Source organism: Prevotella sp. C0209C1 (assembly GCF_056583855.1).
The window spans coordinates 47,382-71,385 of sequence record NZ_JBWPJP010000006.1; the positions used below are offsets into that span (position 1 = coordinate 47,382).

General features: G+C 38.8%; 24 protein-coding genes. 5 read left to right on the forward strand and 19 right to left on the reverse strand.

Translation table 11 applies throughout. The features are described from left to right. Positions 1-3: 3 nt before the first annotated feature. From AC1DCD_RS02690 to AC1DCD_RS02705, 4 genes are all read right to left on the reverse strand, one after another. Complete coding sequence (locus tag AC1DCD_RS02690; RefSeq protein ID WP_464640107.1) at positions 4-1,335, reverse strand: aspartate kinase; 1,332 nt, start codon at positions 1,333-1,335, stop codon at positions 4-6. A gap of 27 nt (positions 1,336-1,362) precedes the next feature. Continuing rightward, positions 1,363-2,088 (reverse strand): cell division ATP-binding protein FtsE, encoded by a 726-nt coding sequence (locus AC1DCD_RS02695; RefSeq protein WP_464640105.1) that lies wholly within the window; start codon positions 2,086-2,088, stop codon positions 1,363-1,365. Between the two features lie 326 nt (positions 2,089-2,414). Then, positions 2,415-2,954, reverse strand: coding sequence for an FHA domain-containing protein (locus AC1DCD_RS02700; RefSeq protein WP_008446523.1), 540 nt, complete (start codon positions 2,952-2,954; stop codon positions 2,415-2,417). Between the two features lie 30 nt (positions 2,955-2,984). Beyond that, a complete protein-coding gene (locus AC1DCD_RS02705) occupies positions 2,985-3,956 on the reverse strand; it encodes an HU domain-containing protein (protein ID WP_464640103.1) in 972 nt (323 codons plus the stop codon). Between the two features lie 145 nt (positions 3,957-4,101). Between AC1DCD_RS02705 and rfbC the strand changes: the two genes are divergently transcribed. Then, the gene (rfbC, locus tag AC1DCD_RS02710) at positions 4,102-4,656 is read left to right on the forward strand and encodes a dTDP-4-dehydrorhamnose 3,5-epimerase (protein WP_464640101.1); all 555 of its coding nucleotides are present in this window, start codon (positions 4,102-4,104) and stop codon (positions 4,654-4,656) included. A 44-nt stretch (positions 4,657-4,700) separates the two neighbouring features. Beyond that, the gene (locus AC1DCD_RS02715) at positions 4,701-5,486 is read left to right on the forward strand and encodes a DUF4738 domain-containing protein (RefSeq protein WP_464640099.1); all 786 of its coding nucleotides are present in this window, start codon (positions 4,701-4,703) and stop codon (positions 5,484-5,486) included. 28 nt (positions 5,487-5,514) lie between these two features. On the opposite strand, the gene mgtE is transcribed toward AC1DCD_RS02715, so the two are convergent. Continuing rightward, a complete protein-coding gene (mgtE, locus tag AC1DCD_RS02720; protein ID WP_464640097.1) occupies positions 5,515-6,897 on the reverse strand; it encodes a magnesium transporter in 1,383 nt (460 codons plus the stop codon). Positions 6,898-7,219: 322 nt separating this feature from the next. Between mgtE and AC1DCD_RS02725 the strand changes: the two genes are divergently transcribed. After that, positions 7,220-8,407: a GTP-binding protein gene (locus AC1DCD_RS02725; RefSeq protein WP_464640095.1), complete on the forward strand. Its 1,188-nt coding sequence runs from the start codon at positions 7,220-7,222 to the stop codon at positions 8,405-8,407. A gap of 108 nt (positions 8,408-8,515) precedes the next feature. Here AC1DCD_RS02725 and AC1DCD_RS02730 read toward each other — a convergent pair whose 3' ends face one another. Further along, complete coding sequence (locus tag AC1DCD_RS02730) at positions 8,516-9,475, reverse strand: glycoside hydrolase family 73 protein (protein WP_464640093.1); 960 nt, start codon at positions 9,473-9,475, stop codon at positions 8,516-8,518. 113 nt (positions 9,476-9,588) lie between these two features. Here AC1DCD_RS02730 and AC1DCD_RS02735 point away from each other — a divergent pair, with 113 nt between their 5' ends. Beyond that, on the forward strand, positions 9,589-9,933 hold the full coding sequence (locus AC1DCD_RS02735; protein ID WP_008446434.1) for a 2-amino-4-hydroxy-6-hydroxymethyldihydropteridine diphosphokinase: 345 nt from the start codon (positions 9,589-9,591) through the stop codon (positions 9,931-9,933). Positions 9,934-10,002: 69 nt separating this feature from the next. On the opposite strand, the gene rplT is transcribed toward AC1DCD_RS02735, so the two are convergent. The 13 genes from rplT to AC1DCD_RS02800 all read right to left on the reverse strand — a co-directional run bounded on the left by rplT (position 10,003) and on the right by AC1DCD_RS02800 (position 23,518). Beyond that, on the reverse strand, positions 10,003-10,347 hold the full coding sequence (rplT, locus tag AC1DCD_RS02740) for a 50S ribosomal protein L20 (protein ID WP_464640091.1): 345 nt from the start codon (positions 10,345-10,347) through the stop codon (positions 10,003-10,005). A gap of 39 nt (positions 10,348-10,386) precedes the next feature. Beyond that, the gene (rpmI, locus tag AC1DCD_RS02745) at positions 10,387-10,584 is read right to left on the reverse strand and encodes a 50S ribosomal protein L35 (protein WP_008446461.1); all 198 of its coding nucleotides are present in this window, start codon (positions 10,582-10,584) and stop codon (positions 10,387-10,389) included. Between the two features lie 117 nt (positions 10,585-10,701). After that, positions 10,702-11,385: a translation initiation factor IF-3 gene (infC, locus tag AC1DCD_RS02750; RefSeq protein WP_008446629.1), complete on the reverse strand. Its 684-nt coding sequence runs from the start codon at positions 11,383-11,385 to the stop codon at positions 10,702-10,704. Between the two features lie 282 nt (positions 11,386-11,667). After that, positions 11,668-13,620: a threonine--tRNA ligase gene (gene thrS, locus AC1DCD_RS02755; protein ID WP_019035767.1), complete on the reverse strand. Its 1,953-nt coding sequence runs from the start codon at positions 13,618-13,620 to the stop codon at positions 11,668-11,670. Between the two features lie 150 nt (positions 13,621-13,770). Continuing rightward, positions 13,771-16,020 (reverse strand): hypothetical protein, encoded by a 2,250-nt coding sequence (locus tag AC1DCD_RS02760; RefSeq protein WP_464640088.1) that lies wholly within the window; start codon positions 16,018-16,020, stop codon positions 13,771-13,773. 57 nt (positions 16,021-16,077) lie between these two features. Beyond that, entirely contained in the window at positions 16,078-16,233 is a 156-nt protein-coding gene (locus AC1DCD_RS02765) for a hypothetical protein (protein ID WP_008446730.1), read from the reverse strand. Between the two features lie 289 nt (positions 16,234-16,522). Then, positions 16,523-18,217, reverse strand: coding sequence for a putative transporter (locus AC1DCD_RS02770; RefSeq protein WP_464640086.1), 1,695 nt, complete (start codon positions 18,215-18,217; stop codon positions 16,523-16,525). An 82-nt stretch (positions 18,218-18,299) separates the two neighbouring features. Continuing rightward, on the reverse strand, positions 18,300-19,463 hold the full coding sequence (gene mnmA / locus AC1DCD_RS02775; protein WP_464640084.1) for a tRNA 2-thiouridine(34) synthase MnmA: 1,164 nt from the start codon (positions 19,461-19,463) through the stop codon (positions 18,300-18,302). A 1-nt stretch (position 19,464) separates the two neighbouring features. Continuing rightward, positions 19,465-20,394: a YitT family protein gene (locus AC1DCD_RS02780; RefSeq protein WP_008446493.1), complete on the reverse strand. Its 930-nt coding sequence runs from the start codon at positions 20,392-20,394 to the stop codon at positions 19,465-19,467. Between the two features lie 512 nt (positions 20,395-20,906). Then, entirely contained in the window at positions 20,907-21,719 is an 813-nt protein-coding gene (locus AC1DCD_RS02785) for a hypothetical protein (RefSeq protein WP_036854192.1), read from the reverse strand. Positions 21,720-22,090: 371 nt separating this feature from the next. Then, positions 22,091-22,384, reverse strand: coding sequence for a helix-turn-helix domain-containing protein (locus AC1DCD_RS02790; protein WP_008446670.1), 294 nt, complete (start codon positions 22,382-22,384; stop codon positions 22,091-22,093). Between the two features lies 1 nt (position 22,385). After that, the gene (locus AC1DCD_RS02795; RefSeq protein ID WP_008446528.1) at positions 22,386-22,730 is read right to left on the reverse strand and encodes a type II toxin-antitoxin system RelE/ParE family toxin; all 345 of its coding nucleotides are present in this window, start codon (positions 22,728-22,730) and stop codon (positions 22,386-22,388) included. A gap of 38 nt (positions 22,731-22,768) precedes the next feature. Further along, a complete protein-coding gene (locus tag AC1DCD_RS02800) occupies positions 22,769-23,518 on the reverse strand; it encodes a phosphatase PAP2 family protein (RefSeq protein ID WP_316908799.1) in 750 nt (249 codons plus the stop codon). Positions 23,519-23,780: 262 nt separating this feature from the next. On the opposite strand from AC1DCD_RS02800, the gene AC1DCD_RS02805 reads away from it, so the two are divergent. Then, on the forward strand, positions 23,781-23,972 hold the full coding sequence (locus AC1DCD_RS02805) for a hypothetical protein (protein WP_464640081.1): 192 nt from the start codon (positions 23,781-23,783) through the stop codon (positions 23,970-23,972). The last annotated feature ends 32 nt before the right edge of the window (positions 23,973-24,004 follow it).

Here is a 24,004-nt window from a genome sequence, read left to right on the forward strand (position 1 = left end):
ATTTTAGCTTATGCTTGAGGAATAAAACAACTCGTCTGAAAGAGATTGTAAAGCCTTCTTCTTATCTTCCTCTTTAATAAGGAAAGATATATTATAATTGCTTCCGCCATAACTTATCATTCTTACAGGAATGTTTTTTAAAGCTGCTGTGACTAAAGCCTTAAAGCTAAGATTATTACAATTAAGATCGCCTACCACACAAACTATACACATATCATGATCTAAAGTAACAGTGCCATACTTCTTCAGCTCATCTACTATTTCCGATAGATGAGCATTATTCTCTATTGTCATAGACAAGCCCACTTCACTGGTAGCTAACATATCTATAGGAGTTTGATAGCTTTCAAAGATTTCGAACACTTTACGTAAAAAGCCTGATGCTCCTAACATTCTGCTCGACTTTATCTTAATGGCTATGATATTATCTTTTGCAGCAATGGCTTTTATCTTATCCCTTACCAAAGTGTTATTAATAATAGTTCCTTCAGCCTCTGGCTCCATAGTGTTTTTTAAACGAACAGGGATATTTGCCTGCTTAGCTGGCTGTATACAAGTGGGGTGTAAGATCTTAGCACCAAAGTAAGCAAGCTCTGAGGCTTCCTCAAAATATAGCTGGCGCACAGCATCTGTATGCTCTACCACTCGAGGATCGTTATTATGCATACCGTCTATATCTGTCCATATCTGCACCTCGTCGGCATAAATAGCTGCTCCCACAAGCGACGCAGTATAGTCAGACCCTCCACGTTGTAGATTATCTATTTCGTTATACGCATTCTTACACACAAAGCCCTGTGTTATATAAATCTGCTGACCTTTATGCTTTTCTAATATAGATGTCAGATGTTCCCTGATAAAATGAATGTCAGGCTCATCGTTCTTATCTGTACGCATAAAGTCTAAAGCATTTAAAAGTGTAGCTTCTATGCCCTGCTCCTTAAGATAGTTTACCACCATATTGGTAGAAAGATATTCTCCTTGTGCTACAATAGCCTTTTGCTCAAAAGAGGTAAACAAGTCTTTTGTAAAAGATCGTATATAGTTAAACTCATCTATGATAAGCTCTTTAGTCTTCGATTTATACTTTTCTGTGGAATAAAGCTCATCAAGATGGTCTATATATTTTCTTTCTAAGCTGTTAATAATTTCATTTGCTGCCTCTGGATTTTTCTTATATAAATAGTCAGCTATCTCTATAAGAGTATTTGTAGTACCACTCATGGCAGAAAGCACTACAAAAGTAGGTTCACCAGATTTAGTTATTAAAGTGGCTACATTTTTCATTCTCTCAGGTGTTCCCACTGAGGTACCACCAAACTTCATTACCTTCATACGCTTCTTCTATTTATACTCGTTCTTCTATAAAGGTTTCCCTTCTATTGGTTCCATATCTACATCTGCCTCTACCTTTGCTTTATCTTCTCTTATAAAAGCCCCATCTACACATCTGTATGTAATGCCTGGGAAACGTTCTATAAGCTGAATATTATGAGTAGACATGATTACAGTGGTATTATTCTTACAAGTATCACGCAAAAGCTGCACTATGTTTTTTGCTGTTTCCGTATCTAAATTGCCTGTAGGCTCATCGGCAATAATTATTTTAGGATTGTTTAAAAGTGCTCTTGCTATGGCTATACGCTGCTGCTCACCACCAGACAGCTCACTGGGCATCTTGTTCTTCTTATCCAACATACCCACTTGAGCAAGCACCTCTTCTATTCGCCTATTTATCTTATCCTTATCTACCCAGCCTGTAGCACCTAAGACAAACCTAAGATTCTTTGCTACTGTACGATCATGGAGCAACTGGAAATCCTGAAAGATTATGCCCATCTGCTTTCTTAATGCCGGTATATGGCTGCGCTTTATATCGGCTATGTCCACACCTAAGACAAATGACTTTTCTACATCTTCATGCCCAAGGTCAAGCTCGCAATATATTGTCTTTAGCAAAGAACTTTTACCTGAGCCTACCTTACCTATAATATAAATAAACTCACCTTCGTTTACTTGTAAATCTACATCTTTAAGGATAAGATGCTCATCTTGATATATATTAACCTTACGATAATCTACTAACATTGCTATCTTTTGTTTCTTTTAAACACAAATATATTCTTTTTGTTATTACCTATATGATTTGCTATTATTAAAAAATTTAGGTATCACATTAAAAGTTCTATATCTGCAAAGATAATAAAAATACTTTTGATGTTCATATCTTTACTTAAAATAATGATGTTTTAAGTGTAAATAAAAAATTGCATTACCTTATCTTTAAGCTAATAAAACTATATAAAAAGAAAAGTACCAAGCTCAAAGATTACAAAAACTATTGTAAAATAAAATACCTTTCTTTAATGCTAAACATGCTGAATAACACCCATAAAAACACTATAAGCAAACGTTTACTCTGCTTGTCTTTCGGGAGATTGTAATATAACGCTTGTAGCACCAATGGTAAACAGAGTCCCATACTCTATGACGCGCTTCTCTCTATCGCCAAGAATATCATTACCAACAAAAGTCCCTGTATAAGAAGGACCATCTTGAAGAACATACTTTAAAGCACCCTGCTTTGTGCGAGATATTGTTATACTGCAATGGGTTAAGTCTACACTTGGGTCTACAGTTTCTATCGGACAATTAATATCGTTACCCTTTTGATAACGTCCTAAAATATTTTTACCCATGTGTAAAGGAATTATCTGCTTATAATGAAAATCATTTTCTATGACAAGAAGAGAGCCACACTCGCTAATATCCTCATCTACACTTGGCTTTTGGGCTTCTTCCTTTTGAGTTTTACGCAGCTTAGATATTCCTATACGAATGCCAAACTCCTTTCCACATTCAGGACATTGGAACACAAGCCGCTGACCTGATGTGTATTTTCTTTCATCAAAAGTAATAAAATTGTCGCACTTAGGACACCTTACACGCTTCATAAATATATCTATACGTTATAAAGACTCGTTTTACTTGCCTACCTCTATAACCCAAGCCTCCTTAAAAAACTCATTATCCTTTAAGCTATTAAGCTGCTTAAAAGCCTCTTGCTCTGAAACAAAATTACCATACAGCACCTTAACGCTTCCCTTGCCTTCATACACCTTAGCACCTTTAAAACCTGCCTCATTAATATCTTTCACAAAGGCTACAGCATTACGCTCTGTTATATGGCTTGCTAAAACCAAAGACCAATAATGATTCTTGCTTTGCTTTTTAGCAGTAGCACGCACTAAAGGCTTAGATTCTACCACTTGCTCTGGCTTGCTTTGATCAAACAAACTATAAAGAACACCACTCTTTACGGGCTCCTCTGTTATCCTTAACTTATTGTGTAAAGGAAACATAGACATCATAACAACTCCACAAAACACTGCTGCCACGCCAACATTACGCACAGCCTTCAGGCTAACACTTATACGCTTATCCTTAGGATTTTTACAATCCATATAGACAATCTTACTTTTCTTAGACGATACAACAGCCGTACCCAGATTATCTTTTATCTTAGGCACAGACTTATCTCTAAGCATAAAGTTATAGCCATCTAAAGCATAGTAGAGCGGAGTGAGTATACCACTCTCCAAAGGCTCAAACTCTATCTTATTATTACCTGTCAAGCGCAACTTGCCAAGATCATTTAGCTCTATAACACCATCGGCTTCTAAAGCACTATACATTGCTTGCACCTCTTCTTCTATCTGGCACATAGCCTCAGGAAAGGATATATCATACGCCTCTACAAAGGATTGTGCTAAAAGAGAATCGTTTACCTTTAGCTGTGGATTAAAACCAAGCGTCCTATAAGGAGGCAGGAACAAGCCCTCTTGCTCATCATACCGGGCTGTGATATGATGAGCTACAAAGCCTCCAAGACCCGGAACAATAACACAATCGTTCTCGAGCAAGAGTATTTCTATATGACGTTCTATTCTACTCACGTTTGCAAATTTATATAATTTATTCCAAAAAAACGAACCACTTGTGCTAAATTCTTAAAGAAAAGAATTAATTCTTTCCTATGTATGTGTTTTATAACTATTTATATTTATCTTTGTAGAGAAACTAAAAAACAGATATATAAAAATGGATTTCAAGCAAAGTAATATTAAAGGAGTTTGGCTCATTAAACCAAAAATATTTAAAGATGACAGAGGATATTTCTTCGAATCGTTTCGCCAAGACGAATTTGATAAAAACATAGGACATCATGTAGAGTTTATACAAGACAATGAGTCGAAATCAGGTTATGGTGTGCTTAGAGGGTTACATTATCAAAAAGGTGAGTTTTCGCAAGCTAAACTGGTGCGCATCATAACAGGTAAGGTTATAGATGTAGCTGTAGACCTACGCCGATCTTCTACCACTTACGGAAAGTATGTAGCCGTAGAGCTGTCGGAAGAGAACAAATGTCAGCTTTTTATTCCACGTGGCTTTGCTCATGGCTTCCTCGTATTATCAAAAGAAGCTGTCTTCTCATATAAAGTAGATAACATCTATGCCCCACAAAGCGAAGCAAGCATAAAGTGGAACGATAAGACTATAGGCATAGAATGGCCCATTGACACTAAGGATATAGTATTATCAGAAAAAGATCTTAATAATGCTTTAAGTCTTGAAGAAGCTTATAGCTTTGAATAAAACTATTTACAAGCAAAAATATTCTTCATACTATTAAAACAACTATGCACAAAACTTTTATTTTAATCTTTGCTATTATACTTACATCTTTAGCGGCTTGCAAGAGAAATTCGTCATCTTTTAAAGAGCAAGACTTACAAGCCAAACGATTATTACAAGGTATATGGGTAGACGATGAGGGAACTGCCCCCATGATAATGGTGCTTGGCGATAGTATTTTCTATCCAGACTCTGCCAGCATGCCTGTGAAATTTTGGATAGTAAAAGACAGCCTTTACCTACAAGGAAAACACCTGAACTCATACAAGATAAATAAGCAAACACCAAATTTATTTACTTTCCTTAATCAAAACGGCGATGAGCTTTCTATGGTAAAAAGCAACGATAAGTCTTTTAAAAAAGCCTTCTCGTACCATGTCTACGCAATGAACACCTTTGAAGAAGAAAACATTGACACCACTGCCAACACTGACCAAGGCTATTATCGTAGCTTAATACACACAGAAACAACTACCGACAAAGTTATAAAATCGACATATAACGAAGAGGGCATTGAGGTAGATAATCTCTATTTAGATAATGTAGCATCTCTGGTTATAAAAAGTAAAAACACTCCTATATATGTACACGACTTTCACAAAGCAGAGTTTGCTGCCTTTATACCTAAAAACTTTATAGACGATTGCATATTACGAAAATTTTATTTCACACATTCTGATAAACGCGCGCTTTATTATGAAGCCGTAATAGGTGTGCCAGATGCTTATACCACATACGTTATAGAGGTACGTATAACACCAGACGGCACCGTAACAAAGCACCTTAAATGACATAGAAAAGATAAAAGCAACTCTCTTCTTACAACAGCTTGCCTGTTAAGAAAACTGCAGCTACTGAAAAATAAATAACAAGCCCCGTAACATCTACTAACGTTGCTACAAACGGAGCAGAAGCAGTTGCAGGATCTAAGCCTATACGCTTAAGCACAAAAGGTATCATAGAGCCGGACAAAGTGCCCCACAACACTATAAAAACAAGCGAAAACGCCACGCTTATACCTACCCAAACCCAATAGGGACCATAATCGTAAAAACCAGTAAACTGCCATACCAAGATACGTATAAAGCCTATTGCACCAAGAATAGCACCAAGCATAAGCCCTGACAATATCTCTTTGCGCATAACATACCACCAGCTTTTAAGATTTAAATCGCCTAAGGCAAGCGAACGGATTATCAAGCTCGCTGCCTGAGAGCCAGAGTTACCACCACTAGAGATTATCAACGGCACGAAAAGAGCTAACACCACAGCCTTTGATATCTCATTATCGTAATACCCCATAGCCGATGCTGTAAGCATCTCACTAAAGAAAAGAATTACAAGCCAGCCTGCTCTTTTCTTTACAAGCTTTAAAAGAGATGTCTTTTTATAAGATAAGTCAAGCCCTTCTATACCACCAAACTTTTGGAAATCTTCAGTATTCTCACGCTCCTGAACATCAAACACGTCATCAACAGTAATTATACCAAGCAATATTCCAGTAGAATCGGTTACAGGTAATGCCGTACGGCCATACTTTGCAAACGACTGCGCAGCATGCTCCTGATCATCAAAAACACTAAGAGAAATGGCATGATGCTTTGCCAAACTATGCATAGGAATGTCAGGATCGGCAAGAAGAAGCTCCTTAATGCGTAGGTCGCTTACCAGTTTCCAGTTGTCATCAACAATATAAATAACATCTAACGTTTCAGAATCTTGCCCAAACTTACGAATATGCTGTAATGCTTCTTCTACGGTAAAGTTTGGCTTTACTGCAACAAAGTCCGTCGTCATCAATCGCCCTACACTGTCTTTAGGATAACCTAAAAGCTGATTAGCTATATTACGCTCCTTGTTTGATAATAGTTGGATCAACTTTTGACTTACCTCGCCAGGCAATTCCTCAAACAATGCTGTACGATCATCAGGGTCAAGGTCGTTAAGCAAGCCTGTAAGTAGCTTAACATTATCAGCCAAAGAATTGATAATATCCTCTTGTTCCTTTATACCAAGATACTTAAAAACATTCTTTGCCTGCTTATGACCTAATAAACGAAAAATGATAATCTGCTCTCTACGATCTATAACAGAGATAAGCTCTGCGATATGAAATGGCTCAAGGTGAAGCAGTTCACGTTTAAGCTCCTGCCAGCTCTTCTCCTTTATGAGTAGCTGCACTATGTTTTTTATTTCTCCCATTATATGAGTCTCCTACAAAAATGTTATAGGACACTCCTAAAGCACGCATCCTATAAAATTAATTTTCTATTCTTTTTACTGCAATTAGGGTACGGGTCTTCTTCCATAATATGTTCTTTGATGTTTATTTCTTGCAAAAGTAATAATAATAATCTAAATTCTTTACAACAACTTTGTTAAAAAACAAGCAATAAAAAACAATTATCTTTTTCTCATGAAAAAAGTATATTTATATTAGTTCACTGACTTATATCTGGCACAAAATTTGTACCTTTACACATAACAGGAATTATATAATAAATAAATATTATTTCAATAAAACATGAAAAGAAAGGAAACTCCTGTCCTCCTGCTTACTGGTTACCTTGGAAGTGGAAAGACAACGCTCGTAAACAGAATACTCTCCAATGAGAGAGGTATAAAGTTTGCCGTTATTGTTAACGACATTGGTGAAGTGAATATAGATGCCAACCTCATAGAAAAAGGTGGTATAGTAGACGAAAAAGACGATTCTCTCGTAGCTCTTCAGAATGGTTGCATCTGCTGCACACTGAAGATGGATCTTGTAAAGCAGCTCAACGATATAGTATCGCAACATAAATTCGACTACATTGTCATAGAGGCAAGCGGCATTTGTGAGCCTGCTCCTATTGCTCAAACCATAAGCGTATATCCGCAAATGTATCCTGACATGGCAAAGGAAGGCGTTGCCAAAATAGATTCTATCGTTACTGTAGTGGACGCTAAGCGTATGTGCGATGAGTTTTCATCAGGTAATGACCTTATGAAAAAGAATCTTGAAGAAGACGATATCGAAAACTTGCTAATACAACAAATAGAATTTTGTAACACCGTGTTACTAAATAAAGTAGATGAAGTAAACGAAACAGAACTTCTAAAAGTAAAAAACATCATTCATGCACTGCAACCTAAAATAAACATCATAGAATGTAATTATGGCGATGTAGACCTTTCTAATATTATAAATACTAAGGCTTTCGACTTTAACAAGGTAGCTACCTCGCCCTCATGGATAGCAGCCATAGAAGGAGAAGACGACCACGATGAGCATAAAGAAGAAAATCATCATCACCACCACCATCATCATGGATTAGAAAACGAGGAAAGTGGAGAAGCTCTGGAATATAACATACAAACCTTTGTATACTATGCACGGCCAGCATTCGACATTAATCTCTTCGACGACTTTGTAGCTCGCAAGTGGCCTAAAGAAATTATACGATGTAAAGGGCTTTGCTATTTCGACTCAGAACCAGACATTTGCTACGTTTTCGAGCAAGCAGGTAAGCAAGTAAACCTGCGCAATGCTGGGCAGTGGTATGCCACAATGCCACCTATGCAGCAAAAAGAACTCCTTAAAAACAACCCCAAAATAGCTAAAGACTGGCAAGAGCCTTATGGCGACCGTATGCAAAAGCTCGTCTTTATTGGGCAAAATCTTAACGAAGAAGCTATACGCAAAGAGTTAGATATATGTCTTAAGAAATAAAAATAAAGCTCCCTCCTAAGCTGTAATATACGCTGTAAGAGGGAGCTTTTTTGCCTTTTAATATAAGATAAACATTAGTTTGCTTATAACATATTATCCTTTAACACGTTAATATAACCGCACCTTATCGCCTATACGTAAGCCTTCTTCTGCCAAAGCCTTATTTTTCTTAATCAAACTCTTTAGGCGAATACCATACTTTTGTGATATATCATACAAGCTCTCTGAAGAATGAACCGTATAAAGGAAACCCTTAAAATTCTTTGGAGCCTTCTTCTTTTTCTTCATAAGCCAAATAAACTCACCCACCCGCAACGCATCTCTCATGCCGCGCTCATTATACCGTGCCAACTTATGCTGACTTATGTTAAACTCCTTAGACAACGACTTAAAAGTATCTGACGGACGCACAATAATATAATAATTGTCATTATATTTATAGAGCATATGCGCGCCACCACCGCTTGCCGTCTTGCCCTTACCACACAATGGCACTGTACCCGGATTATAAAGGTCTATACCACCGCGCCTTACCATAAAATGATCATAGTCAGTAGCTCTGTCATACTGATTAAGCCCATAAAGCTCTATAATGCTAATAAGCTGTTTGGCATAAGAAGGATTAGTGGCATAGCCTGCACGCTTCAAGCCATAAGCCCAACCACGATAATCGGTACGATCTAAGCCAAACAAGCTATTATAACGAGGGCGAGTCTTTAAAAAAAGACAATGATCCTCATAGCTATCCCATACCGTATCGTATGCCCTAAAACACTCACCACGAGCATCATCGTCATGATAAACAGTCCTGCCTAACCACCCATGACATTTAATGCCAAAATGATTATTACTACGCTGAGCCAAATCGCTCAAGCCTGCACTGCTCTCTAATATGCCTTGAGCTAAAGAAATACTTGCAGGAACACCATGCTCTAACATTCCTGCTATTGCTATATCCTTATACTTGTTAATATATGTTTGGTAAGCCTGATTCCATTTTAACTGCTGAGAATATGCTGATAAACAGATAAAACTATACAAAAAAGCTATTAACAATAATCTCTTCATCTAATATAAATATTATTATCACTACAAAATTACAAGAAAAATAATACAATCTTATCAATATTTTTCTTAAAAACTCACAAACATATAAAAACTTATGCTTATCTTTGTCATATATGAAGGTAAAAATATCATTAGGATCTAACTTTAATCAGACAGAAAATATATTTAAGGCGCAAGACCACCTTACTATGTTATTTCCTGACATCTCTTTCTCACAACCCATCTGGACCCGCCCCATAGGGGTAAAGTCTGATAAATATCTCAACTGTATAGGCGAGTTTCATTACGATCTGTCCAAAGAAAAACTTATCGCTACACTAAAGAATATAGAACGCCTCATGGGCGATAACCACTCTAAAGACAAAACAAATAAGATTATAATAGATATAGATCTTAACACCTATGGTAAAGAACAGCTAAAACCTATTATATGGCTTAACAAGAAATACCACATATAATGTAAAAAGGCTGCAAACACTTTCGTTTGCAACCTTACATTTACTTTTCTAACGTTTTATAAGCCTTGCTTATTTTACCTTATCAACAATAGCTTTAAAAGCATCTTGATTGTTAATAGCTAAGTCGGCAAGTACCTTACGATTTATTTCAATACCGTTCTTATGAAGAGCACCCATTAACTGGCTGTAGCTCATATCGTAAAGACGAGCAGCAGCGTTAATACGCTGAATCCATAAAGCACGGAAATTACGTTTCTTATTACGGCGATCACGATAAGCATAAGTCAAACCTTTTTCATAGGTATTCTTAGCTACCGTCCAAACGTTCTTGCGAGCACCATAGTAACCTTTGGTTTTCTTAAGAATCTTAGTTCTCTTTGCCTTAGAGGCAACATGATTAACTGATCTTGGCATAGTTTTTCTTTCCTTTTAAATGTTTGTTTGACTAAATGATTAACGAAGATTGAGCAAGTCGCGCACCTGCTTCAAGTTTGTCTTGTCTACTATTGTAGTACCAAGAAGGTTTCTCTTCTGCTTCTTTGTTTTCTTAGTCAAAATATGACTATGGAAAGCATGACGACGCTTAATCTTTCCTGAACCGGTGAGCGTGAATCGCTTCTTAGCACCGGAATTTGTCTTTTGCTTTGGCATTTTTTTTAAATTTTAAAAATTAATATTTATTCTTCTATGGTAACGTATATACCAAGACGTTACGCATAGGCGGCCTACCTCTTCTACGCACCACGCGCTTTAAAGCATACTGGCCTTTTACTCTTCTACATTAAGTTTTTTAAGGGCATCGACACCGTTCTTAGCATTAGCAAACAAGCCTCCGTGAGACACATTCTCACCCTGCTTTTCTGCCATAGCAAGCTTTGCCTCTGCACCTGCTGTCTCACGATCGCGCTTTTGCTGGCTCTTTTTCACTACGCCTGCCTTCTTTGGAGTTAGATATAAAAACATCTTCTTACCCTCGAGCTTAGGCAGCTGCTCCACCTTTGCTAACTCTTCCAAGTCGTTGGCAAAACGTAGTAACAACACCTCGCCTTGCTCTTTAAAAAGAATGGAACGCCCACGGAAAAACACATACGCACGCACCTTATTGCCTTCTTTTAAGAATCCTTGTGCATGCTTGAGCTTAAACAAGTAATCGTGCTCATCGGTCTGAGGACCAAAACGAATCTCTTTTATATCCTGCTTTACCTGCTTCTGCTTCATCTCTTTCTGATGCTTCTTCTGCTGATAAAGGAACTTAGCATAGTCGATGATACGACAAACTGGTGGCTGGGCATTTGGAGATATCTCCACAAGGTCTACACCTTCTTCTTGAGCTAATTCTAAAGCCTTACGAGTAGGCATTACTTCTGCACCTGCATCACTAACAACACGCACCTCTCTAACGCGAATCTGCTCGTTCACGCGGTACTGCATTTTTATTTTGTCATTCTTCATTCAACTATTTTAAATTGTTTATTTCGTTTTGAACGGCTGCAAAGTTACCTACTTTCAACGAATTACCCAAATTTTTTTATCTAAAATTGCCCTTTCCACATCTAAAGCAGCTCAAAAACTCATCTTTTCCTTACTTTATAAGCTCTTTTGCTGATCTATCATCTCACCGCCTTTCCTACCTTGTCTTACTTTAAAAGAGGGTAAAAGCCACTTACCTGCCTTTACCCTCTCTCCTTATATATAATAAGCCGACATTCTTGCCTGTATAAACGCTATCACACCTTAGCCGTTAATATCCTTTAGCTGCTCAGCAACCTCTGCCTTTACACGCTCTATAAACGCCTTAACAGGCATTGTAGACTGCTCGCCGCCGCCTTGCTTACGCATAGCTACAAGCCCTTCGGCAGCCTCTTTCTCGCCCACTACCACCATATAAGGAATGCGTTTTAGCTCGTTGTCGCGTATCTTACGACCCACTTTCTCGTTTCTATCATCTATAAGCGCACGAACGTCAGAAGCATCGAGCTGCTGCTTTACCTTACGTGCATAGTCGTTATACTTCTCTGAAACAGGAAGTATAGCTACCTGATCTGGGGTAAGCCACAAAGGGAAATGCCCAGCGGTATGCTCTATAAGCACTGCGGTAAAACGTTCTAACGAGCCGAAGGGGGCTCGGTGTATCATGACAGGGGTTTTCTTTGTATTATCCTCTGCAGTATATTCCAAATGAAAACGTTGTGGAAGATTGTAATCTACCTGAATAGTACCAAGCTGCCAACGACGCCCAATGGCATCTTTCACCATAAAGTCGAGCTTAGGACCATAGAAAGCTGCCTCGCCAAGCTCTACCGTAGCCTTTAAGCCCTTCTCTTTGCAGGCTTGCTTAATGGCTTGCTCGCTCTCATTCCATACCTCATCATCGCCTATATACTTATCTTTATCCTCTGGATCGCGTAAAGATATCTGTGCCTCATAGTTTTCAAAGCCAAAGGTTTTAAACACCTTTAAGATAATATCTATGTTGTTTTCAAACTCTGCCTTAACCTGATCGGGGCGTACAAAGATGTGAGCATCGTCTTGAGTAAAGTTGCGCACACGTGTAAGGCCATGTAGCTCGCCGCTCTTCTCATACCTGAACACTGTACCAAACTCTGCTATACGAAGTGGTAAGTCTTTATAAGAACGTGGTTTATAAGCATACACCTCACAGTGGTGAGGGCAGTTCATAGGTTTTAACATATATTCCTCGTCCTCTTCAGGGGTCTGGATAGGCTGAAAAGCATCTTTACCATAGTGAGCATAATGCCCTGAGGTGATATATAGGTTTTTGCTACCTATGCCCGGAGTGATAACCTCTTGATAATTATAAGGCTTTAACAGCTTACGAAGCATGTCTTGCAAGCGCAAGCGGAGCTGTGTGCCCTTAGGTAACCATATTGGCAAGCCCTTTCCCACACGATCTGAAAACATAAAAAGCTCCATCTCCTTACCTATCTTACGATGATCGCGCTTCTTAGCCTCTTCCAGCATGAGAAGATATTCGTCTAACATCTTCTTCTTAGGGAAGGTAATGCCATAGATACGTGTCAGCTGAGCGTTCTTAGCATCGCCACGCCAAAAAGCTCCGGCAACGCTTGTTAGCTTTACTGCCTTGATAAGCCCTGTAGAAACTAAGTGAGGACCACGACAAAGGTCAGTAAAATTGCCTTGAGAATAGGTAGAGATAGTACCATCTTCCAAGTCTTTTTCTATATGTTCTACCTTATATTCCTGCCCATCGGCTTTAAACTCTTTTATAGCCTCAGCCTTAGATACCTCACGGCGAATGATAGGACTGTTTTTCTTTGCCAGCTCCATCATCTTTGCCTCTATCTTTGGAAAGTCGTTCTCTGATATTGGTGTGCCGTCGGCAGTCTGAACGTCATAGAAGAAACCATTTTCTAAAGCAGGACCAAAGCCGAACTGTATGCCCGGATAAAGCTCTTTTAATGCCTCTGCCAAGAGGTGAGCAGAAGAATGCCAGAAGCTATGCTTACCCTCTTCATCTTCAAAGCGATAAAGAGCTATGGTAGCATCTTCGTTAATAGGCCTGTTAAGCTCTGTTGTTACACCATTTACACCGCAAGATACAACGTTGCGAGCGAGAGCCGGTGATATGCTCTCGGCTATTTGATAACCAGTAACGCCCTGCTCGTATTCACGTACAGAGCCGTCGGGGAATGTGATTTTAACCATACTACAAATTAGTTTTATAAATCAAAGTTAGCGCAAAGTTACTAATATAATAGGTAAAAAAGCAATTATTACCTAACATTTATCGTATAAGAAAAGCACCTACAAGGATTTTTCTCCTTATAGGTGCCTTTATGCCTCGTATCTTTAGCTTTAGTAGCTATCGCCATAACCGGCGGGCTTACCTTTCTTTTGATAATCGGGTATAGGATACTTTTCGCCCGTAGCTTTCTTGGTACCCTCTTCATTATACTCGTTACCGTAGTCCTTACCCTTCTCGTTACACATCATAGCTTTCGTGATAGGGAAGATTAACGCTCGTGGTATACCAAATACCTTACGCTGAAAAGTGCCACCATTCCATATACTAAACACTTTTGCCCTGTTTTGTAACCCACCTTCATAAAGACCTAACGTGTAATAAGAGCCCGAGTCTCCAGTACCCGACTTACCAGTTCCCTTAATCTGTCCCTGTGCAGGCACTTTGCGCACAATGTTATACTGCTCGCCATTCTTCCACCACGCCTCCTTAGAAATATCTTCTACCGTAAGCGGAGCATCGCCTATCCAGCGGCTTGTAACTATCATCTGGCAGTCTGTTTCCTGAAGGTTTTGCTTGCCGGGTTTAAGGTTTTTCATCTCATACCTATAGGCGCACCTTAGCCTGTTACCATATACAGAGTTCTTTTCAAAGCGTATGGCATATATAAAATTTGTACCTCTTGGGTTATAATAATAGCTTGTAAAGCCTTTTATGTTTCTTTCCGATGTCTTTCCTCTTAAATGCTGATATGCATTGTTATCAGACATATCCCTGTTATCGCATAAAAACAGGCGGTTAGCATCATCTGTATATAATGGTGCATAGAGCGTTACCCACTCTTCGTACCCATAGTCAGGGTCGCTAAAAGAGCCATTATTATCAGTCCACCACACTAAGTCTTCAGGTCTGTTTTTGGGATTAGGGAAAAGAATAGTCATCTCATCGAATGTAGGCAGACGATAGCCCTCAGGATAGAAGTCGGCTTTCTGTGCTTCTTCGTAAGAGAAGAAACGTTCCCAACCTTTTGTGAAAAATGGAGTCCAACGGCTCGCTGTAGTCTTGTCTACCCTGTCGTCTTCCCACCATGTTTGCTTAGCCTTTAAGGCATGAGGTGCCATGCGGTTAAGCATGTTTAAGAACTGAAAGTGTGGATATGGTTCAGGCTTGGCCATAACACCCGTTATTCGTCTTAGCTTTCCCTCGTCATTAACATACGAATACCTGCTCGTGAAAGGACCCTTACCGCCTATCTGCTTAATGATATATCCACCGTTAAGAGCACCTATATCGGTCTCCACTCCTCCCGTCTTATGTGCTGGCATACCCCAGAGATACCAACGATAGAAAGTACCTAACTTGCGATGCGGATTCTCATCATACTTATCTACCTTTAAGCCATTACTAACATCTAAGATAATGCCATACTTGTCAAGGTTTATATTGCCATCAAAATCTTTCTTTAAGAACTTTTCGTTCCTCGGAGGATTATACTGCCACCTCTTGCTAAGAATGTCGTTATCAAACTTACCTCCACCAGCTTTTTGTATGAAAAACACGCCTTCAGGCTCTAAGGCTGTGGTGTTAAAATAAAACTTCTCATCTGTAGACACGTTCTTATCCACTTTTATTTCCACTTTCAGAAGTACCCCAAGCGGCTTGAAACGAAACTTTAATAAAGGAGTCTTCCTCTGTCCTATCTCTACCTTTTGATAATCGGAAGCTATAGGAAAATCTTTTATATTATCTTCTACGCTCTCACCTTTCAGGTCGGCTTTCATAAAGCTTATACCCTCTTTTCTTTCCTTTCCGATAATCTGCCCTTGAGCATTATACTTGTTAAGCTCTATATTCTTAGCCGTGCCGCCGCTAAAGCCGCACACCTTCCATTTGTCGCCTGTAAGAGTGTTGTGTGCGCCTCCCTTTAGCCATGTTACATTAACATTTCTTGAGCGCGCACCCAGTAATGTTATCTTTTTTGTTTTGTCGTCTACCTTTATTTTCCACTCCAGCTCAAAGCGTCCTAACACAGCATTTTCGCCTTGATCGTTAGTAAGATAACACGTTGCCTTAAAAATATTGGTATTTGCTATCTGACCATTTATATCTAAATTGACCGCTCTTGTCTTTACGCTATGCTGAGAACGCATCTCGCTAACCATAGTTGCCAAATTAGCAGCGTCCTGCTCTGTAAGAAAAGAAGGGTCTACCTCCATGCTTAGGGTTGTTACCTTGGCATGCTCTTCTGCCTTATTGCCTTTTATATCATTGTCAGGTACAAGAGGTATCTCTGTACACCCCGAAAGAAATATTACTAAAAAGCTAAAGATAACAAAACCTTTAAAAATGTTAGTCTTATTCATATATACTATTATTTTTTTAGTTACTGTATTTTTTCATCTGTATAACCTGTTCCTTTTTTACTCATCATACTCATCTACGGGTACCTCACCCCCATCTTCCAAATTGTCCATAGTAGCTTCTGTAGAAAATTTCATCATGACAGGCTCTTCCTCCATCAAAATAACTTCGCATACAGGCTTTTCGTATACTTCCTTTTTTTCCTCCATATCCATAATTATAGTATTAAACATATATATATAATATTAAAACAAAGCGGTGATAAGAAATGTCTTTACAAAAACGTTATCACATCTAAAATGTTTTTGTAAAATAAATTTTATCAAAACTTTTAGGGGTGCAAAGATAGTAAGATTTTTGTGAAAAGAAATTATAAATCGGTTTTTTTTTACACAGGTTTTCTTTCAAAGTGTAACGAGCCTTAATCCGTTACACTACATTCAATAAAAAAGCAAGGCAACATCTGCCTTGCTTAACATTTCTTTTACTATTCCTTACAAAAAGCTATCCACCACAAAAGAACAGCACTATGAGCTGTGCGGTAAGAATGCGAAGGAACATCGTTAGCGGATAAACCGTAGAATAGCCTATAGCGGGAGCCTCACCCACGCAAACAGAGTTAGCATAAGCCAAAGCGGGAGGGTCGGTATAAGAACCGGCTATCATGCCCATAATGGTGAAATAATTGAACTTATACCTCTTTCTTGCTATAAACCCTATCAGCAATATAGGAATGATGGTTATTAAAAAGCCCGTATATACATACTTTAACCCATCGCCCTGCACTACAGTATCCCAAAAGCCATGACCTGCCTTTATGCCCACCGAGGCAAGGAAAAGAGCCAAGCCAAACTCGCGTAGCATCATGTTTGCCGATGTTGTAGTGTAGGTGATAAGGTGCATACGATGACCAAACCTGCCTATAAGAATGGCTATTATAAGCGGACCACCTGCCAAACCCAGCTTTAAAGGCACAGGCATGTTAGGTATAGCTATAGGCAGACTACCAAAGAGAATGCCCACAAGTATGCCTATGAAGATAGTGGCAAAGTTGGGGTGGTTAAGGAGCTTCTCAGAATTGCCCATCATCTCTGACACGCGAGCCACATTCTCCTCGCTACCCACTACGGTAAGTCTGTCGCCAATGTTAAAGATATGGCTGCTCGAGGCAAAAAGCTCCATGCCCTGACGGGTAATGCGCGTAATGTTAACACCATAGACAGCGTTAAAAGGTATGTTACCCAGCATCTTGCCGTTTATAGACTCTCGCGTGATAACCACCTGCTTACTTATCAGGCGTTGCTTCTGCTCCTCCTCACGCCAGTTAGCCTCTATAGCCGGACCTATAAAAGCCTGAATGGCAGGAGCGTCAGCCTCTGCACACACTACGAGTATCTCATCGTCCATCTCAAGGTTAGTATTACGTGTAGGCACACTTACTACGCCCTTATGCATGAGGCGGGTACAGACAATATCTCTATTTAAAAACTCTATTATCTCTTGCAGCGTCCTGCCTGCTATATAAGCATTAGACACCTTTAAGCACATCATGTGAGGCTTATCGTCAGGACTCTCCTGCTCAAGCTCCTTTATCTTTAAGTTTTCTTCATCTATGTTTACACGACAAATAAAGCGTATAGCCAGCGTAGCACCTATAATGCCCATAACGCCAAGCGGATAAGCACAGGCATAACCGGAAGCTATATCAAAGCTCTGACCAGAAGAGAAAACACTGCTCAAAGCCTCCTTTGCTGCTCCAAGACCCGGCGTGTTAGTAACAGCACCGTAAAGAGTGCCCACCATCATGGGGAGGTTATCAGGATTTTTAGTATCGAAGAAGATGTAATAACAGCCGAACATCACCACGATATTAAGCAAGATAATGGCAGCTGCCAAAGCGTTTAGCTTTATGCCACCCTTACCAAAACTCTCGAAAAAGCCCGGACCCACCTGCATACCTATCATAAAGACAAAGAGGATAAGACCAAAGTCTTGTAAAAAACTAAGTATCCCTATAGGACCCGTAAAACCAATATGCCCAGCAAAAATGCCTACAAAAAGCACAAAGGTAACACCTAAGGAAATGCCGCCTACCTTGATCTTACCTAAGTAAATACCCGCGGCGATAACAATAGAATAGAGCAACACCACGTGCGCTATGCTATCCGTCGTTGTAAATAAATTGATTAGCCAGTCCATAATTATATTTTATAAGTGGTGCAAAGATACGATATTTAAAAATAATAACAAGAATAAATATTTTCTTTTTTTTTTACCTTTTTTAAACAGTTATCTCGCCGCTACCATAACAGCGGTCGTGCTGTTCGTCGTAAATAACACAAAACTGCCCCGGAGCCACACCATGTATCTTCTGCTGGGAGTGTATAACACCGCTGCCACCCTCTGCCAAAGCCTCCTTAGTAGAGCCCACTTCTAAAAAGCCTTTATGATACTCTGGGGTATGGCGTATCTTAAAGGTTATAGGTATAAGCCTTGTATGGCTTTCTATAGAAAGGTCTTCCTGCAAACCTACACCGTCCTTACCCTCAAAAAGCTCTAACCCCTCAGGCGTAAGCCAGTGTAGCCCTAAGACCTTAAACGTGCGCTTATAAGCCAGCTCAGGGTCGTAACCATGACTAACATAAAGAACATTCCTTTCTACGTCCTTACTCACTACAAACCACGGACCTCCACCAAGCCCCAAGCCTTTACGCTGCCCTATGGTATGAAACCACAAGCCCTTATGCTCGCCTATCTTCTTACCCGTTTCCTTCTCTATGATGTCGCCCTTGCTTTCGCCAAGATAACGGCGAACATACTCATTATAATCTATATTACCCAAAAAGCAGATACCTTGCGAATCCTTACGCGCAGCGTTTATAAGATGCTCACGTTCGGCGATACGGCGCACCTCGTCCTTAGCATAATGGCCTATCGGGAAGATAGCCTTTTGTAGCTGCCAAGGGTATATCTGAGAAAGGAAATCGGTCTGATCCTTAACAGCATCGGGAGAGGTACATAGCCATTTCTTACCATCTATCCACTTCGTTTGAGCATAATGGCCAGTGGCTATAAGGTCGTACTCATGACCTTTCTTCTTATAAAAAGCACCAAACTTTATGAGCCTGTTACACATAACATCAGGGTTTGGCGTAAGCCCCACCCTTACCTTATCCATAGTATACTTGGTAACCTCGCTCCAATACTCCTTATGACAGTCTACCACCTCGAGCTTACAGCCAAACCGCTTGGCTACGGCAGTAGCCATCTCGAGGTCCTCCTCTGAAGTGCAATCCCACTGGTCAGCCTCCTTAGGGCCTATCTTGATATAGTAACAGTCTGGGTGTAAGCCTATACGAGCAAGCTCCCATACCACTACCGAACTATCTACACCCCCCGATAGCAACACGGCTATCTTCTTATGTTTTATCTCTTCTATGTCCATTTTAGTCTATATCCTTTATTATCTCAATGCCTGAAGGCTCATGCTGCTTCTTATGCTTCTTAGTCTTCATTCTCTCAAAACCCATACCATAAACGGCGTTTACGGCAGCCTGAGAGACAAAAGCCTTATCGTCTATCTCGTCTATAACACGATATACCGAGCGAGCCTGCGACCTGCTTGCCACCACAAACAGCATGCCCACCTTATCGCGCGTATAAAAACCACGAGCCTCTATTACCGTACAGCCACGCACCACCCTTTGACCTATGGCCTTGCCTATCTCCTGCCAATGAGAAGAAACTATGAAAAACTGCACCGAACCACGACGACCATTTATAACATAGTCTACCGTGAAGCTCATCACAAACAACACTATATAACCATAGATAACATGCTCCCAATTGTGCAAGATAAGGTAGCTACACGTTATTATAAGCAAATCGCAACCTAAAATGACCCTGCCCAGCGATATGTCGTGAAACTTTCTTACCATGGCTGCCACCACATCAGACCCTCCCGAACTGGCATTATACAGCAAAGCCACACCCGTACCAAAGCCTAAGAACACACCTCCTATGACACAAGCCAAAAAAGGCTCGTCTAAGAAAAGATTAGCATGAGCTAACACACTTTGGAAAAAAGACGTCATTATAGTAAACACCACCACAGCATAAATAGTGCGCACACTAAACTGCCAGCCCAGCACATATAAGGCAGCAAGCAAAAGACACGCATTTAACGAAAAGTATATATACTGCACCGGGATATCAAAACCCCAAAAAACTATGGCTGATATACCTGCTATACCACCTATAGGTATCTTGTGAGGAAGCAAAAAAGCACACCAACCAAAGCTACCTATACACATAGAAAGCGCAATAATTACATAATCTGACAGATCTCTGATGATTCCCGTTTTCTTGTTAGCCATTTCTTTATATTTTAAATACTATTATTCAATAATAAAACTATGTTACTATTTCTATAGTACAAAGTTAGGCATTTATTTATAGAAAGATACATTCTTTTGGACTTTAAGTTTATCATTTACTTTATATTCCTTATCTTTATTCTACTGATATTAATCACTGTATACTTAGAAATAAAATCTCTTTTCTAGAATGCTTACAAAAGAGATTTTATTTCTTTTAGTTATTATTATTTTAAATTAATTTACAAATACTTCTCAAGAATTACTTCGCCGCCTTATTAAACTAACCAAAGCTATAAAATTTGGAATATAAATAAAAAGAAAAAGAAATCCTAAGAATAAAATATTTGAGAGAGAGAATTGTCTTGCATCATATATCAACACTCCAAATAGCACTGTCAAAATTAGAAAGAAACTAGCAAAACAAACACACTCAAACAAAGTAGCTGTACCTTTGGTGTTTAACCAAGATCTTCGCGTCAATACTATTGATTTTATTATTTTAGATATAATCATTTTCCCATACATTTTTTATAATTATCTGTTGCACTATATTCACAATTTGCATATTGGTAAATAGATACAGCTACACCTATTGCTGTAACTGGAGTAGGACCACCCAAACAAGAAACTCCAGTACTTATTAAATAGTCTCTAAGGCATGTTCGTGAATTGTAAATATCCTCACATACTTGCTTTCTACTTTTTTTGTGCTTATCCCCACGTAAATCTATACTTCTTGTAGCCACACTTTTACTCCTCATTGTGATTTCATAATTAACAACAGGTAGCATATTTAATAAAAGACTTTTTTCTAGTGCGGTCAAATTTTTATTTGAAATAATATCGGATGCTGAACAACTTTTCCTGAGTAAAAATTGCTGAAAAATTATATTAAACTCTTTTGAATATACCTCACTTAAAACCTTTTTAGAATATTCTATATTGCCCAACATTTTTTGCAGAGTAACTCCTTCTATTTTTTTATTCTTTAGCTCTTTTGCAAAGAGTTTAGAGTAGTTTTGCACAAAATTTTCATCAGCGCTATCTAACCTTAAATAGATAAGATTATCTTCTACAGAGTTTATCCCTGCCACAGAGTTTGATCGCGTTGATGTTTTTTTATGTAGCAGCTTACTTATTTCAGAGTTTTGCAAAGCATAATAATTAGATAAATCTTGCTCAAACTGAACTTCAGAAGCATTTAATTCTTTTCTATATGTTAAATTCTCATCGTCTGAACAACAAGAAAAGATAAAACAAGAGATGATTAACAAACATACCGCCTTTTTAGAAAAAAAACGAATAGACTTAAAAGATTTCATAAAAACCTCCTTTTTAAAGAGTTAATAATAAAGATTGTTTAAAAGCAGAAAAATAGACTTTCTGACTATTTTGGACAAAAATACACATAAAAAACAAAATACTCAAACATTTCGATGTTTTTTTTCCTCGCCGAGAGATGCAGACAACCTCTCGGCGAGGGCTACTCTTTTATTGCACTTCGTTTTGGAACTTGTAAAACACAAACCACACATAACACAACTATACATAAGGCTTGAAAAAGAAAAATAGATTATTTTTATTGCATTTTTAATTTATTTTTCCATTAAAAATAAATTAAAAATGCTTTTTCCCGACGTTCTTTCTCCCCACAGAAGCACCTATGCTTTTAAGGTAAAAGTAATAGAAAAGATTAGAAAGTTACCTCAATATTAAGTTTTCCGCCCAAGCCTCGTTCCACAATATCGAATAAAGTTTTCAATGTTATGTTTTCCCCATCATTTTCTACTTTCGATATAAAAGCACGTCTTTTATTTACTCGTTCGGCTAACTGTGCCTGAGTAAGTCGCTGTGTTTCTCGTGCCTCTTTTATCTTAAGCCCAATACGCAATGATGCCAATTCATTTTCTAACTCATTACGCTTAGCAGTACCTATAGAACCATAATACTTGGTTTTAATCTCATCTAAAGTTTGTATATTTTTCATCTTATTTTTCACCTTTTTCTTTATAATACTCATCTTTTAATCTTTCTGCTTTCTGAATCTCTGTTCTTGGTGTTTTTTGCGTTTTCTTTTGAAATCCACTTAACAAAACTACCAACTTGTTACCGTCAAAAAAACAAAAAATCCTAAAAATATTATTAGACAATTGAGCCCTTATTTCAAACAAACCATTTGTACCTTCTATATGTTTCAAATAAATTTTGGGTATTCGCTGTATTTGCTCTATAATATCTAATACCTTAATAATTTTCGTCCGCACTTTCTCTGTCTGCGCCTCAAAAAAGGTATCAAAACCGTCTTTATATGTTACAACTTCCCTATACTTCATACTACAAAGGTAATTTATAAATTACATCTACACAAATATTAGTAACCTATTTTAGCCTTTTTGCTATTCTTTTTGCTGTTTTTATCCTTTAAGATGAGGTCGCTTAAGAAATAGCCTAACTCTACAGATACTATGCCTATGCCTGCTCCCACTAAGACATCGCTCACCCAATGCCTGTTGTTAAGCACCCGGCACACACCCGTTGCAGCTGCTAAAGAATATCCTGCCACGCTATACCAATAGCTTTTAGTTGCGCCATACTCCTTATGCAGTATGGTAGCAGCCATAAAGGCTGTGGCAGTATGCCCGGAGGGGAAAGAGTTTGGCGAGGTATCGTCGGGGCGCATCTCTCTAACGGTATATTTTATACCATTTACCAAAGCTGCCATAATAAGAGCAGACGACACATTGCTCACAGCAAGACGCTTAAAAGAACTCTTACCCTGCACGCCCGAAAGGTTTAAGCCCCATGTGGCAAGCAAGGGGGCGTACTGTATGTAGTCGTCTACAGTGGTTTTAAAAGAAGGGAAACTCCTGTTACGCATCTCCCGAAAGTTGCGCTTATAGCTCTTTACACAAAGCCCTGTACCCACTAAACCCAAGCCAGCGTAAGAAGAACTATTAAAAAGGCTATTCACACCCTTTTGAGCCTCCACCTTAAAAGCCTGCTCACCACTTTTCACAAACGTGCTATCCGCACCCTCTACACATAAAGGCAGAAGAGAGAAAAGCACTACTATAAGAAAACTATGCCTACACTTCATAGCCTGCAAAGATACGCTTTTCATGCCAAAAAGCAAAGGCTGACGCCAAGAAAAAGTGGCAAAAAGGGGTGCAAAAATTTTCGTAAAGAAAGTTTTTTTTTTTTTTACAAAAGTTAAAATGTTCTCTCTTCTACCCTTTATTGCATAATTTTGCAATCGTTTTAAGCGGTACACACTTATAAAAGATATCTGTGCAGACATAGTTTTTTATAAGAGAAAGCTACGAGAAGAAAACACACAGGTGAAAGGAAAGATATTTTTTTTAGACACATAAAAAAAGAGGATAATGAGAAAAAAAGAAGAAAAGAAGCTGCCATACTGTAAGCCCATGGCTTACCTTATGACCATGCCAGGCTATATGCCACTAATGGCAGGAAGCATTCAGGGAGACATCACAGGTACTATAGACGGTGGCAACATTAGCGGAGAAGTCACTACCGATGACGACAATCTTATAGGTCAGGAAATCGACGATTAAAAGCTGCTATCTGTGCCACACATAGATATATA